Source organism: Paenibacillus solanacearum (assembly GCF_910593845.1).
GTDB lineage: Bacteria > Bacillota > Bacilli > Paenibacillales > NBRC-103111 > Paenibacillus_G > Paenibacillus_G solanacearum.
Genome location: NZ_CAJVAS010000035.1, coordinates 25,882 through 39,240, shown reverse-complemented (window position 1 = coordinate 39,240; position 13,359 = coordinate 25,882). Strand labels below are relative to the sequence as shown.

Below are 13,359 nucleotides of genomic sequence, written 5' to 3'. Positions count from 1 at the left end.
AAACGCCCTCATATGATAAAGTAGTTCGTTTGCATGTTCCAGGCATTAGAGAAGCTGCATGACGGCAAGTCGGTGCTGGGAAGGAGTTTCGCATGAAAAGAACAAAGGTCAGGTTGCAAATACAAAGCGCCGGTAAATTTTCCGACAGCTCCACGATCATGGTCAGCGAAGCCATTATTAAGAAATGGAAAATTCCGCTGCATCAGTCTCTGCAGCTTCGTTTCGGATCGGGCCGTCAGGAAGTGAATGTGGTACCTTTGTCGCAAGCAGGCACAATGCGGATCGGTGATGCGCTCGCTTCCAAATGGGGACTCGCGCATGGCCATCAGCTGTGTCTTCAATACAAATCCGGGGCCCGCACCCTGATGATCGGTCCGCTTCTGTGCGTCATGGTCAGCCGCGTGTACGACCAGTCTCCCGACAAACCGTTCGGGGCGAACACTGCGTTTTGCCGGGAATTGACCGAGGCTTGCACCGGAGCCGGAGCCGCCGTCTATTTCAGTACGCCGGACGATGTTTCAGGCGGGGATACCGTTCGCGGATGGCGCTACACGAACAGGTGGGAAAAAACGGTATTTCCACTGCCGAATGTCATCTATAACCGTCTGACTTCCCGCAAGCTTGACAGTCGGTCGAGCGTCCAGCAATTTGTGGCCAGTGCCAAATCCCGGAACCAGGCTATCTTCTTCAATGAAAAATATTTGAACAAAACGGACGTCTTCGACGCCCTGCGCAACGAATCGGGGCTGCACATTTATTTGCCGGAATCGTATTTGCTCCGCAACTTTCAGCAGTTGAAAACGATGTGCACCAAGTATCCGGTCGTGTTCCTCAAACCGATTACGGGGAGTCTGGGCAAGGGGATCATCCGCATTCGCCGCAAACCGGACGGAACGTATACGACGCATACGACAACGCTGGTCGGCGCGCGCAAGCAATCGTTTCCGTCGATCACCGCCTTGTTCCATTCCATCTCCGGTAAAGTGAAGTCACAGCGGCACCAGATTCAAAAAGGGCTCGATCTGATTACCGTGAACGGCCGTCCCGTCGATTTCCGCGCGCTTGTCCAGCGGGGAGAAACCGGACAATGGGACGTTACCTCGATTGTGGCCCGGATCGCCGGCAACCATCACTTCGTATCGAATCTGGCGCGGGGCGGTACGCTGAGCCCCGTGAAGGAAGCGCTCGCCCGGTCAGGTCATTCGCGGGAAGGCCATGCGAAGCTGAAACGCGCCGCGCTGCAAATCGCCAAGGGCATCGAGACCCATGTCGCCGGACATTTCGCGGAGCTCGGCATCGATCTCGCCCTCGATGCGCAAGGACGCGTCTGGTTAATCGAGGTCAATTCCAAGCCTTCGAAAGAAGACAATACGCCGCTGGCGCCGGAACGGAAAATTCGCCCCTCGGTCAAACAACTGGTGCAGTACGTACGATTCGCTTCGAAGTTTTAAACAATGCGGCAGGATGCTTCATCCGGCCGAATGGAGGTGAGGCGTATGACGACGCCCTTCGGGCACCATACCCTCCACAATTCGATAGGCATCATGACAACGCAGGCGGAGGGGGACCCCCCGTTTCTGAACCGCGGGTTTTACCGCCGGCTCTGCTTGCTCGGGCACCGCTTCGGGCTGAACGTGTTCGTCTTCACATCCCGGAGCATCGATTGGCAGTCCCGCGAGGTTACCGGCTACTTCTATGAGGCTTCATCGCGTCAGTGGGTCGCCGAGCCGTTCCCGCTGCCGCCCGTCATTTACGACCGGTGCTTCTTCAGCTCGAAGCGGCAGTACGCCGAATACCGCGCCGTACTGAGCCGGCTGAAGGAGCACACGTCTGTCCGTCTGCTCGGCAACGGACTCAGAAGCAAGTGGGCGGTTCAGCAGCTGCTGCAGGCGGACGGCCGGTTTGACCGGCATTTACCGCATACCGAGGTGCTGCGCAGCATGCGTACGCTGACCGCTTGGCTGCAAGCGCGCAGCGAGGCGGTGCTGAAGCCGCAAGGCGGCTCGCAGGGCCGCGGCGTGCTGCTCGTTCGCAGGGCGGACACGGGCGCGGACGGCACCTTCGAGGTGCGCGGACGCGACGCCCGCAATCACTGCATCGAGCATCGCTTCACGGATGCGGGGGCGATGCTGCGTTGGCTGCGCCGCTTCGTCGGGCAGCGCGATTATTTGCTGCAGCAGTATTTGCGGCTGCAGTCCGCCGGCGGCGCCTCCTACGACGTGCGCGCTTTGGCGCAAAAGGACGGCGCCGGACGCTGGCGCTTGACCGGCATGGCTGTTCGTCGAGGCCAGGAAGGGAGCCTGACCTCGAACCTTAGCGGCGGCGGCACCGTAGAGCCCGCCGCCGACTTCCTCGCCCGCGAGTTCGGGCGGGTACGCGCTGCGGAACTGATCGACCGGCTGACCCAGCTCTCGGCCGATCTCCCGGAAGCGCTCGAATCCCGGCACGGGCGGCTCGTCGAGCTCGGCATCGACTTCGGTGTCGATATCGACGGAAATATTTGGATTCTTGAGCTGAATTCCAAACCCGGCCGCTCCATCTTTACTTATTTACGCGATGATCAGGCAAGACTGGAAGCCGCCGCCAATCCACTCCGGTATGCGCGCTATTTGCTCCATCAATCGACTCCTGCCTCTGGGCAGACGCGCGGCCAGTCGCAGCCTTTATTAAAAGCCAACATTAAATCGTCATATCTTTGCGAAGGGCACAACTCTTAGGAGGTTCAAGATGAGCTTGACAACTTGCACGATTCATGTCACCCCGCGGCAGGAAAGAGCTCTTTTCGTAACAAGCGAACTGGCCAAAGCCTTGAAAATATCCAAAACCAGACACGTGACCTTGAAGCTCGGCAGCAAGAGTGTCGCCTTGGGACTGAAGCTGCTGAAAAAAAGCGGCAACCATCTTTATTTGCCCGGGTCCGTGTACACCCAGCTTCGCATGCCGAGAGCCGGCACCAGCATGATCCTCTGCAACGACGGCAAAGAAATCCGGCTAGGCCCCATGATCGGGATACTCACGAGCGTCACCGGCAGCAGCACGACGCCGTTCGGTTCCCGGACGGAATTTATCAGGCAATTCATGCGGGTCGGCGCCGACAAAGCGTTCTACTTCGGCTTCTCGCCCAAGGATGTCAACTGGACGCAGGCGACGGTGACAGCCACCATTCCGCGCAGCGAAGGCGGATGGGTGAAAAAAGTCGTTCCCCTGCCCGATGTCGTATACAACCGGCTGCCGAGCCGGAGCGCCGAGAAGCTGGCGTCGATGAACGCATTCAAGCAGCGGTTCATCCGCCGAGGCATTCCGCTGTTCAACTGGGAGTTTTTCGAGAAATGGGACGTCTATAACCTGCTTGTCGGGACCAGCGCCAACCGGTACGTTCCGGAATCGCGGATCAATCCGACGGAAGTACAGCTGAAGGAAATGCTGGAGAAGCACAAATTCATTTATTTGAAGCCGACCGGCGGGAGCCTCGGCATTGGCATTTACCGGTTGACCTACAATCCCAAACGCGGGTATTACGCGCGCTTCCGGCGCTCGGGCGGCAACGTGCTGCTGCGCTTCAGCAAATTCGAATCGCTGATCAAGCTGCTCAACCGCCAAAGCCGCAACCTGAAAGGCTATGTGGCGCAGCAGGGCATCCGGCTGATCGAAATCGACAGCTGCCCGATCGATTTCCGCTTTCATATGACGAAGAACGGATCGAATCAATGGGTCGTCGCCGCCATCGGCGCCAAAAAGGCCGGCAAAGGCAGCGTCACGACGCATGTGCGCACCGGCGGCCAGCTGATGACCCCGGAGCAGGTGCTGCGGCAAATTTTCGGATCGCGTGCGGAAAGCGTATTGAATCAGGCCAAGGAATCAGCCATACAGCTTGCGGAAGATATCGATAAAAATTATCATCATACGCTTGGAGAGCTGGGCTTCGACATCGGGATCGATCAGAACGAGCATGTATGGATGTTCGAGGCCAATTCCAAGCCGGGACGCTCGATCTTCAAGCATCCGGCGCTAAAAGATCAGGGCCGCGCTTCGCTGCAAAACATTTACGATTACTGTCTCTTCCTGAGCCGATTTCGGTCAAGGAGGGATAGTTGAGTGGATGCCAACCTACACCAGAAAAAGCAGCCCACGCTGGCCATTCTCACTTACGCGGATAAAACGAGAATTTTTCGGGGAAATCAAAAAAATTTTGTCGACCTGATTCGCACGGGGGAGGAGCATGACGTACGGGTGTACGTCATGACCACCACCGATTTCAAGGTGAACGGCAATCATGCCGTCGGCTACACGTATAATCCGTCGAGCAAGCGCTGGGACAAAAAGCTGTTCCCGCTCCCCAACATTATTTATAATCGGATTCCTTACCGAAAATTCGAGCTGCAGCCGGAAGTGCAGCAAATTATTCAGTCCTGTATGCGCAACAGCCAGATTCAGTTTTTCAACCCGTCGTTTTTTAACAAATGGACGTTGTTCGAATGGCTGAATCAATCCAAGCAGACGCAGCCTTTCATTCCGGCCACCGAACAGATGACCAATGCCAACGCGCTCGGCGATTTGCTCAAATCGCATTCGAGCCTGTACCTGAAGCCGATCCGCGGCAAAGCCGGCAAAGGCATTATGAAAGTGAGCCTGACGGAAAAATCCAAAATGCGGCTATACGAGCTCAGCATTCAGGATAAAACGAAAAGCCATATTTCCCGTTATGCGGATATTCATAAGCTGTGGGCGCAAATTCGCGATTTGACGGGGAGCAAGGAGTATATCGTGCAGCAGGGCATTTCGCTGGCGAGTTACAAGGACCGCCCGTTCGATCTGCGCGTACTCGTGCAGAAGAACGGCAACGGCGAATGGAGCATCGCCGGCGTCGGCGCCCGGCTGGCGGGTAAAATGAGCATTACCACGCATGTGCCGCGCGGCGGTTCCATCGACGATCCGCTGAAGCTGCTGTCAGCCTCCTTCGGCACGCAGGGAAGCAAACGGATCATCAGCAAAGCGAAGCAGGCGGCGCTGACGATCGCGAGACAGATCGAAAAGGCCAGCGGCCATACGCTCGGAGAAATGTCAATGGATCTGGGCGTGGACAACAATAAAAACATTTGGTTTTTCGAGGCGAACTCCAAGCCGATGAAATTCGACGAGCCCCAGATCCGCAAAAAATCGCTCGAAAACCTGATCCGATACAGTCTCTTTTTATCCGATATGAAGCAGAAAAGCATCGCCAGAAAATCCGCTATCGTCAAGAAAGCGGTCCGTCACTCGAAGAAACCAGCGAGGGTAGGCAGGTGAAACTCCATGAGCTACAAAGTCGGCATCCTTGCCATGTACTTGACGGGGCGAAAACTGGAGGAAGTATCATATTTTCGGAAGCTCAGCATCGCAGGGCGGAAGATGGGCATCGAAGTGCTCGTGTTCACCCCCGACGATGTGGTCGACTCGGGTGAACGGGTGCTTGCGTTAAGCTATAATCCCGAACAGCGGTCCTGGGTCCGCAAGAAAGTGGGCTTCCCGCCGATCATTTACGATCGGTGCCGGTATCACGGCTCGAACAATTATCAGAAGCTGATGCGCTTCCGCACCACGTACTCTAAGCTCCATTATATGAGCCGTCCGCTCGCCAACAAGTGGAAAATGCATCAAATCTTGTCCGAGGAAGACAGCATCGCGCCGCATCTTCCTGCGACGGTTCGTTACCAAGGCGCGGAAGAGCTCAAGTCGTTCCTGAAAAAGCACGGCGTCGTCTTCCTGAAGCCGAGCAACGGGACCGGAGGGCGCGGCATCTTGAAGCTGCAGCGCACGAAGAACGGCGATATTTGCCACATGCAGGGCCGCGACCCGAACCGTCGCATCCTCCCCGCGCAGTTTATTCATGTAGACCGGCTGCACCACAAGCTCAGCGGCTGGAAAATTGCAGATAAATATATTATGCAGCAGGGCATCCCGCTCCAGCTGCCGGACGGACGCGTTCATGACTTTCGTATGCTGGTGCAGAAGGACGGCTCGGGCAAGTGGCAGGTAACCGGCTGCGCCGGCCGCATCGGCCCGAGTAAATCGGTCACCTCCAATCTGCACGGCGGGGGAACGGCTATCGCCATGGATGCACTGCTGCGCAAACGGTTCGGCTCCTCGGATAAAATCGAGGACATCCGCAGAACCGCTTATGCGCTCGGCTTGAACACCGTCAGGCATCTGGAGAGCAAGTTCGGGAAAATCATCGAGGTCGGGATCGACCTGGCCGTGGACCCGAAGGGCAGCGTGTGGCTGCTGGAGGTCAATCCGAAGCCTTCCCGGGAAGTGTTCTACCGGATCGGCGACAAAGAGACGTACCAGAGAGCGGTACGCCGGCCGCTCGAATACGCCTTATGGCTGCTCAGGCAAAAGAAACCGAACGCCGAGCAGCCTTCGGAGCCATGACCACGGTTCCGAAGGCGCATGCGGTTCAATGAATCGGATCGGATACAAATGGCAGCGAGCCCGCTCGCTGCCGTTTGTCGTCCTATTGCTCAATCAAATCCAGCAGCAGCCTCACCAAGTCGACCTTGGATCGGGTCCGGTATTGCCCCGCGCTGTACAAGCCTTCCGCCTCAAACAGCGGTCCAGCCCTTGTCAATGCCGCCCCTTCGCCTGCCGTTACGTGGAATGCATCGTTATGTTCCAGATCGGCACCCGGAACATCAGCAGCAGCGCAGCGATGATGAATGCGGACAGAACATAGGCGATTCCCGGCTTTTTGCTGTGCAGCAGCAGCATCGGAAACATCATCACATCGAAGGCGAACGAACACCACCAGCTCCATCCATGGTCATACACAATGCGCCCCGACCATGCATAGATCGCTTCCATTACGGCGTAAAGAGCGACCCATTTCGAATACCGCCACACCTGCTCTTTCCTGCGATCCGGAAAGCCAGACAAAAATAATATGACCGTGCACGGAAATACAATGAACGTATACAGCAATTCCGTAAATACCGGGATAAGGTGAAGATCAGGGACGAATGCCCATAATAAGTAATCCGTCGTTAAGAAAAAGTACAGCAAATTGCCGGCAACCATATACAGCACCGTCGCGTGAAACCGGCTCGCCTGCTTCCAGGCCCCGCTTCTTGCCAAGGCGAACAGCGATAAGGCAGCTATGAAGATATGAATGCGAATCCCCCCATGTCTCAATCGAGTGCAGCAAGCGAACTGCTGCATTTCATTACTAATATTTACATTTTACTGGAAAATAATTAACCCTCGACAAATTTTCTTTCGTTCCGCTGAAAAAAACCACTCGCCTTTGCGTGACCGCGCAGGGAATGGTTTTTGGGGCACCGATTATCGAACTTGCTGAACGCTTTCATATTTAATATATTTCTTTAACCATTTGAGATCTTGGCTTTTATAGTAATGGAGCAGCTTTTTCTTTTGGCTTAATAACGATGCATCCAATTTCTTATCGGCTAAAGCAAACACATACAAATTGTTGTCGACCATGTCGTGCAATAGTTTGGATAAGACGATATGCTGGGTATGTCCATACTCCCCATCCAAATTATGGGTAACCACTTTTTCAACCGGATTGCGCGCAAGCACCTCTGCTAAATCAGCAGTTAACCGTGAACGGTCGAATTTACCGTTCCATTGATCCTTGTAATTCCACATCTCATATTCCGCATGAACTTCCTTCATCACCTTCTCGAATTCCTTGCGTCTTTTCCTGTTGTCACCGTTCGTTACGCATATTACCAGCCATCCCTTTTCTTCAATAAGCTGTGTTCCGCCGAATATCGTCTCGTCATCGGGATGCGCTACAATCATTATTTTATTGTAGCTCATTGCCCTGCAACCTTGGCCTTTTCTTTATATAACTCACATATTCGATAAGTAACCCGAGAGATCTCCATCTCTACGCCGACGCGGCGTCTCAATTCTTTACTTCGATATTGACGATCATGGCTCGAAATCAATCCTTCCATAACGGCCTTTCTTATATTATTTTCGTGTAAGGGCAAGCGGCATTTGTGGTCGCAGAAGTAATATCGGATCGCTTTGTTGAAATTTTCCGGTGTCACCAAGCCGAAAACACCCTTTGAACCAATCGCGATCACAGGGCGTTCGCAAGATATCGCTTCTAACGCCACTCGTCCTGTTCCCACCACATAATCACTGATCGAATATAGCGCCGGCATATCGATCCGGTTTCCGATGTATTGGATCTGTTTTGACTTTAGGGTATGAATGCATTTCTTGATCTTGCCTTTCTTCACGCCTCCCCCGGCAATCAAAATATGCATATCCGGGAAAGCATTGAATACATCTACGACACAAGTCTTTAACAACTGCTTGCAAATCTCATACCTCTCTTCTTCCAATCTACTGGCGTATAACAGCACCTTGGCGTCTGGAGGAATGTTCAGCTGCGCTCTAAGATTTGATGTTTTTGCGCTAAATTCCTCCATGTCAATGCCGTTTGGAAGCAGAAGCGATGGGATGCCGTATTTTCGCAGCCAATTTTGGACCGGCAGGCTAACGCTAATGAGCGTCGGTCTATTGTGTGGCCGATCGATTAGCTTACGCAATAACGACGGGTGGTAATATGTTCCGTGAATCGTGTACACAAACTGAATATGATATTTTTCGGAAATTTGTGCGGCATAGCTCCCGCTCGTTTCCAAATGCGCATGAATGACATTGATTTTATTGCTTCGCACCCAGCCTTCGAATTTGCTTTTGTCATTGTCATACATGTAAATTGTACAGGGAAGCTTTCTAAATTCGCTCTCCAGAGGTCCCGGCATTGCCGCAACAAAAACAGCCACGCCTCGATTTAACAGGGCCTTTGTGAGGGATAGGACATGGGTTTCCGTCCCTCCGATATGAAACCCATCCAGCATCATAAGCACCCTTATATCCTGCTCCTCCATATTCCGTCCATCCCCTTAACCCATAAGTGCTGTAAATCGCAGTTATAACTGATGAATTGGGAAGCTTCAAAGAAACGGCATGTATCCCTGCATAGGTAAAAATGCATATTCACCCATACATTCGTTTATAAGGGGAGGACGCACCTTAGGCCCGCTCAATGGTGTCAAGACAAGGGCAATTGAAGCAATCGGGACACACTGACGCATGTATACCGTCTATGGCCGAGCTTGCCCATCAATATCTCGACAGCTTTCACCGTTTGGCGCCGATCTCCCCCGGAATCATGCATAAGAATAATGGAACCTCTGCTCATTTTGGACAGGGCCGTATGAACAATGTTCTTCGTTGCGGGTCTCTTGTAATCTTTGGTATCGACGGAAGCCATGATCGTCAAATATCCGAGTTTTTGCGCGGAATCCGTGACTTGACGATTGGAAGATAAATAAGGCGGGCGAAATAAGCAGGGCTTTTTCCCCGTGATTTGGCCGATCAAACGATCGGTTTTGATCAATTCCTCATCGAGTCGTTCAGCCTCTACGCGCGCCAAGTCCGGGTGGCTATAAGTATGATTGCCCAGATCATGCCCTTCCCTGGCAATCCGTCTTGCCAGCTCCGGGTAATGCTCCAGTTTCTCGCCGAGCACGAAGAAAGACGCTGTGGCTCCCGCTGCCTTCAGTACGTCCAGAATAGCCGGCGTATAGAGCGGGTCCGGCCCGTCGTCAAAGGTCAACGCGATGGTCTTGCGGGATGTGCGATGTTCTCGGATGAGCTTGCTCACTTAACATCACCTCACGAGGCTTCTTGCTTTCCAGGAAAAATGGTTTGTAATCGGCCATGAGGCACACCGGCTTTGATTTCTTCATCAAATGAGCGTTAGCCACATTCCAGGTGTGCAAGGTCTCGGCTCTGCGGATGCATACATAGTTTTTTTTGTCGGTGGCATACACCCGGCAGTTTTTTTTCAAACACTTGGCTATAAAAAAGGAATCCTCCCCTCTGTTCAGACGAGGGAACTTGATGATTTCAGCGACCTTCTTCCTGAACACCAGCGTCGATCCTTTGACTCCGCCGCTTTTTGTCAAAAACTTATTGACGACCCTGTAGTGTAAATGCACGGCGAGCTGCTGCTCCTCCATGAAATACATATAGACCGTTCTCTTGCAAACGACGTCCGCATTCATTTTGTACAGCGCCTTCATCTGCTGCGAAAGATATCCCGGCATGTAGTAATCATCATCGTCCATTTTGGCAATCGTCTCATATTTGCACCGTTCAATGCCATAGTTCAAACATTCTCCAAGGGTGCTGCTGCTCGGCAGTTGAAATACCGTTACATCTTGATAATTTGCAGCCTTTTCTCTCCAGCTCCGAACATCCATGTCCTCTCGGTTCAAAATAATAATCAATTCCTTTGGAGCGTAATCTTGATTCACGAAATTATCAAAAACGTTGTCCATAAACGATTCTCTTACGGTGCAGCATATCACTGAGACCATGGAAAGACCTCCTTACTGACAGTAGCCGTAGCCATCCGCCTAAAGGAATCGAAGAATGCGCTGCAATACATACGCATACGCTCGCATGCTTCGGGCAGATATAAAGCCCTCATACTCAATCATATGTGAACGATCGTCTCGGGTTTGGACATTCGCAAAAAATCCACTCGCCTTTGCGCAGCCGCGCAGGGAGTGGATGTTCGCATGTATAGCAAGATCCATCAAAACTTGCGCAACAAACGTAATACGGCCATATCCTTATGTATGATATAGTTAAGCACGTTAAATGTTCCGGAAAGCAAGATACTGGAGTAAAGGGGAAGCGACTATGTTGAAAGACAACAAAATATATACTGACGTTACATTCGTAGCCATTATTGCTTCCATATGCTGTTTTTTGTGGGGCAGCTCTTATCCGGCCATCAAAATCGGATTTCTGTTATTTGATATTTCGCCGGAAGACATCCCTTCCAAGTTCGTATTTGCCGGTTACCGGTTTACTCTTGCCGGACTGGCTTTACTGCTTGTTGCACGGGCTTGCGGCATTAAGATCTTTTCTCTTTAAAGCATAGGGCAGATCAGCATCCTTGGTGCCATTCAGACTACAATTCATTATGCGATCTTTTATATCGGCGTATCGAATACGAGCGGCATGAAAGGTTCGATTATGAACGCTACAACCGCATTTTTCGGCGTCGTTCTGGCTCATTATGTTTATAAGAACGATAAGCTCAGTCCGAGTAAAGCGATAGGATGCATGATTGGATTTATCGGGGTCGTCATTGTAAATTTCAGTACAGATTTACTTAACTTCAGTTTCCGTTTTACGGGGGAAGGCTTCGTGATCATCGCGGCTTTCATTTTTTCTGCTACCGGCCTCTATGCCAAAAAATTGACGAAAACACTGGATGTCGTTCTTATCACGAGTTACGGCCTTTTAATCGGAGGAATCGCGTTAACGCTGCTTGGCATGATTTTCGGGGGGAAAGCCACTCACTTCACTTGGGAATCTTCATCTTTGCTTCTGTATTTGGCTCTATCCTCTTCTGCGTCCTTTTACCTTTGGAACTGGCTTCTGAAATATAATAAGGTCGGGCGCGTATCGGTGTATAATTTCCTGGTTCCCGTTTTCGGTGCTTCCTTATCGTCCATTTTCTTAGGCGAGACGATTTTGGAGATAAAGAACCTCATTGCCCTTGTTCTTGTTTCTCTCGGGATCTGGTTGGTCAATAGGGAAGCAACTGCGCGTTATCGATGGGCCAACCGGTAACGCTATTTGAACAAACCCGCTATACTCCGAATTCAAGCTCTTATGCTCCGGTCCGTTCAATGCGTCCCGGAGCCTATGTTTCAGGTATGAGAATGGGTTTCGTTTATGCTCGAATATTAGTCTCTAGGGTAATCCACCTTCATAATATCCATAAAGGGAACCTTCGTGATCTCTCCGTACTGCGCAACATGAACTTTACCTGTCCGCGAATCCATCTCCACGATCTGACCTCGAACCGGCTCCTCAAGCCCCCATACCGTCAATAAAATTTCGGCTTGCTCATGCTTTGCTTCAACGAGTTGATTTCCAATTTCCTCTAAAACAAATTCGTCCCGCGTCGGTCGTTTTGCTACTTTTGGTTTCCCCATATCGGACGATCTCTCCTATGCCTTCAAGTCATCTATCAATTTCTTGTATGTGCTCACCTATTTTAACACTAATCCATGCTTGCTGTATAAATTTCATGGATAAAATCATACATACCTACAAAATATACATTAAATCCAACTATTTAGGTGGTTGCTGCCCTTGGAATGGATATTGATCTTCGGCACGATGGCTATAACGCTTCCCATTGCGTTGTTCATGAAAAAAAATATTTCCGCAGCCGAAATGTATGTGACCCTCATTTTCGGGCTATTCGTACAATCGGTTGTGGACGTGTTCGCCAGCTTTCATTTCTTGGCTTGGGGATTTTACGAAGTCCCGATCGCGGAGTTGAAATCGTTGTGGACCATTTTGGGCGTCTATCCCTTGTTCGCTTCCATGATTATTAACTGGTTTCCTTACGAACAGAGCTGGTGGAAAAAGACGATATATCTGCTTTCCTGGTCTATTTTTTCAACCACGTATGAATGGCTGTACGTTAAAATCGGCATCATCTGGCATATGAACTGGAATTTATTCCGTTCCTTTTTGCTATATCCATTCTTTTATTATCTTCTTATTCTCCATTTGCGATTTTTCCGGATTCTTCGATCGAAGTCGCTACTCAATGGCCGGCTACCTCGTCTATAAAGGTTGGATCATTTTGTACTCCGTTCCTCATCAAACCGATAATTCGGCTGTAAAATAATAATAATTAATGAAGCCTATGAAATGTACATGACCCATCTCACGTTTTTTGCGAGATGGGTCATATTTGTCATTATGCGAAATGCGTATGCTTTGTCTTCCATTGCTCCAGCTTGATTCCAAGCCAGAAAGTGTAGATGCCCAGAGTAATAAAGCTCAGTAGCCACCATTTTATCCAGGAACCAAACAGCCCGACTGCTGTTCCGTCAAAACGCAGTCTTCTGCCTTCTATCACGGTATGACTTGCTTTCCATCTATAGATTAAGACAAAACTAAGTGGATAGCAAAATCCTAACGTAAATATTGTGACTAGGAATCCAAGAATAGACCAGCCTATGAGTTCGGCTAATCCACCATCAAAATATGATTCTCCAGTCGTGGGAGCCTGGAAAGTATTATTTACATTTACAATCGTTGTGGAACTCATTCAAATCCTCCTTTCACCATATTTTCCTTCTTTTTCTTCTACATAATGGGTCTTTATTCCTGCAAAATGTAGAAAATAATTATAGATCGTTAAGCTGATATAAGTACGTCGGAATTATCGCAATCAAAAAACGTACGACTAATGTCATACGTTTCAAAAAAAACCACTCGCCTTCGCGTAACCGC

The 13,359-nt window shown here is 50.9% G+C and carries 15 protein-coding genes and 1 pseudogene; 8 read left to right on the top strand and 8 right to left on the bottom strand.

The features are described from left to right. Positions 1–92: 92 nt before the first annotated feature. Genes KXG62_RS25900 through KXG62_RS25880 form a run of 5 tightly spaced genes read left to right on the top strand, consistent with a single transcriptional unit; the run spans position 93 to position 6,411 of the window. Positions 93–1,451 (top strand): YheC/YheD family endospore coat-associated protein, encoded by a 1,359-nt coding sequence (locus tag KXG62_RS25900; protein ID WP_218094932.1) that lies wholly within the window; start codon positions 93–95, stop codon positions 1,449–1,451. Between the two features lie 45 nt (positions 1,452–1,496). After that, positions 1,497–2,717: a YheC/YheD family endospore coat-associated protein gene (locus tag KXG62_RS25895; RefSeq protein ID WP_218094931.1), complete on the top strand. Its 1,221-nt coding sequence runs from the start codon at positions 1,497–1,499 to the stop codon at positions 2,715–2,717. 10 nt (positions 2,718–2,727) lie between these two features. Next, positions 2,728–4,095 carry a YheC/YheD family endospore coat-associated protein gene (locus tag KXG62_RS25890; RefSeq protein ID WP_218094930.1) on the top strand — a complete coding sequence of 456 codons (1,368 nt, stop codon included), beginning with the start codon at positions 2,728–2,730 and terminating at the stop codon, positions 4,093–4,095. Then, a complete protein-coding gene (locus KXG62_RS25885) occupies positions 4,096–5,286 on the top strand; it encodes a YheC/YheD family endospore coat-associated protein (RefSeq protein ID WP_218094929.1) in 1,191 nt (396 codons plus the stop codon). 6 nt (positions 5,287–5,292) lie between these two features. Beyond that, on the top strand, positions 5,293–6,411 hold the full coding sequence (locus tag KXG62_RS25880; protein WP_218094928.1) for a YheC/YheD family endospore coat-associated protein: 1,119 nt from the start codon (positions 5,293–5,295) through the stop codon (positions 6,409–6,411). Positions 6,412–6,508: 97 nt separating this feature from the next. On the opposite strand, the pseudogene KXG62_RS34545 reads toward KXG62_RS25880, so the two are convergent. From KXG62_RS34545 to KXG62_RS25850, 6 genes and pseudogenes are all read right to left on the bottom strand, one after another. Further along, positions 6,509–6,592, bottom strand: a pseudogene (locus tag KXG62_RS34545) (HAD family hydrolase); the annotation flags it as partial. A gap of 35 nt (positions 6,593–6,627) precedes the next feature. Beyond that, entirely contained in the window at positions 6,628–7,167 is a 540-nt protein-coding gene (locus KXG62_RS25870) for a CBO0543 family protein (protein ID WP_218094927.1), read from the bottom strand. 150 nt (positions 7,168–7,317) lie between these two features. After that, positions 7,318–7,818 (bottom strand): PIG-L family deacetylase, encoded by a 501-nt coding sequence (locus KXG62_RS25865; RefSeq protein ID WP_218094926.1) that lies wholly within the window; start codon positions 7,816–7,818, stop codon positions 7,318–7,320. Then, positions 7,815–8,906, bottom strand: coding sequence for a glycosyltransferase (locus tag KXG62_RS25860; RefSeq protein WP_218094925.1), 1,092 nt, complete (start codon positions 8,904–8,906; stop codon positions 7,815–7,817). The genes KXG62_RS25865 and KXG62_RS25860 overlap by 4 nt, the downstream gene beginning before the upstream one ends. A 164-nt stretch (positions 8,907–9,070) precedes the next feature. Beyond that, on the bottom strand, positions 9,071–9,685 hold the full coding sequence (locus KXG62_RS25855) for a polysaccharide deacetylase family protein (protein WP_218094924.1): 615 nt from the start codon (positions 9,683–9,685) through the stop codon (positions 9,071–9,073). Beyond that, positions 9,627–10,403 carry a glycosyltransferase family 2 protein gene (locus KXG62_RS25850; protein ID WP_218094923.1) on the bottom strand — a complete coding sequence of 259 codons (777 nt, stop codon included), beginning with the start codon at positions 10,401–10,403 and terminating at the stop codon, positions 9,627–9,629. The genes KXG62_RS25855 and KXG62_RS25850 overlap by 59 nt, the downstream gene beginning before the upstream one ends. Positions 10,404–10,731: 328 nt before the next feature. Between KXG62_RS25850 and KXG62_RS25845 the strand changes: the two genes are divergently transcribed. Together KXG62_RS25845 and KXG62_RS25840 are read left to right on the top strand one after the other, a co-directional pair. Then, positions 10,732–10,968 carry a hypothetical protein gene (locus KXG62_RS25845; RefSeq protein WP_218094922.1) on the top strand — a complete coding sequence of 79 codons (237 nt, stop codon included), beginning with the start codon at positions 10,732–10,734 and terminating at the stop codon, positions 10,966–10,968. Between the two features lie 3 nt (positions 10,969–10,971). Further along, the gene (locus KXG62_RS25840) at positions 10,972–11,673 is read left to right on the top strand and encodes a DMT family transporter (protein ID WP_343223517.1); all 702 of its coding nucleotides are present in this window, start codon (positions 10,972–10,974) and stop codon (positions 11,671–11,673) included. Positions 11,674–11,789: 116 nt separating this feature from the next. On the opposite strand, the gene KXG62_RS25835 is transcribed toward KXG62_RS25840, so the two are convergent. After that, positions 11,790–12,041, bottom strand: a complete 252-nt coding sequence (locus KXG62_RS25835; protein WP_218094920.1) for a YolD-like family protein — start codon at positions 12,039–12,041, stop codon at positions 11,790–11,792. A 160-nt stretch (positions 12,042–12,201) separates the two neighbouring features. On the opposite strand from KXG62_RS25835, the gene KXG62_RS25830 reads away from it, so the two are divergent. Continuing rightward, the gene (locus tag KXG62_RS25830) at positions 12,202–12,690 is read left to right on the top strand and encodes a CBO0543 family protein (RefSeq protein WP_218094919.1); all 489 of its coding nucleotides are present in this window, start codon (positions 12,202–12,204) and stop codon (positions 12,688–12,690) included. 130 nt (positions 12,691–12,820) lie between these two features. On the opposite strand, the gene KXG62_RS25825 is transcribed toward KXG62_RS25830, so the two are convergent. After that, positions 12,821–13,174 (bottom strand): YjgN family protein, encoded by a 354-nt coding sequence (locus tag KXG62_RS25825; protein ID WP_218094918.1) that lies wholly within the window; start codon positions 13,172–13,174, stop codon positions 12,821–12,823. Positions 13,175–13,359: the final 185 nt, after the last annotated feature.

Bases quoted from the DNA above. Each gene is read 5' to 3' on its own strand.
- KXG62_RS25860 (WP_218094925.1), bottom strand. From the start codon at position 8,906: ATGGAGGAGCAGGATATAAGGGTGCTTATGATGCTGGATGGGTTTCAT.
- KXG62_RS25865 (WP_218094926.1), bottom strand. From the start codon at position 7,818: ATGAGCTACAATAAAATAATGATTGTAGCGCATCCCGATGACGAGACG.
- KXG62_RS25900 (WP_218094932.1), top strand. From the start codon at position 93: ATGAAAAGAACAAAGGTCAGGTTGCAAATACAAAGCGCCGGTAAATTT.
- KXG62_RS25825 (WP_218094918.1), bottom strand. From the start codon at position 13,174: ATGAGTTCCACAACGATTGTAAATGTAAATAATACTTTCCAGGCTCCC.
- KXG62_RS25890 (WP_218094930.1), top strand. From the start codon at position 2,728: ATGAGCTTGACAACTTGCACGATTCATGTCACCCCGCGGCAGGAAAGA.
- KXG62_RS25895 (WP_218094931.1), top strand. From the start codon at position 1,497: ATGACGACGCCCTTCGGGCACCATACCCTCCACAATTCGATAGGCATC.
- KXG62_RS25880 (WP_218094928.1), top strand. From the start codon at position 5,293: ATGAGCTACAAAGTCGGCATCCTTGCCATGTACTTGACGGGGCGAAAA.
- KXG62_RS25835 (WP_218094920.1), bottom strand. From the start codon at position 12,041: ATGGGGAAACCAAAAGTAGCAAAACGACCGACGCGGGACGAATTTGTT.
- KXG62_RS25850 (WP_218094923.1), bottom strand. From the start codon at position 10,403: ATGGTCTCAGTGATATGCTGCACCGTAAGAGAATCGTTTATGGACAAC.
- KXG62_RS25845 (WP_218094922.1), top strand. From the start codon at position 10,732: ATGTTGAAAGACAACAAAATATATACTGACGTTACATTCGTAGCCATT.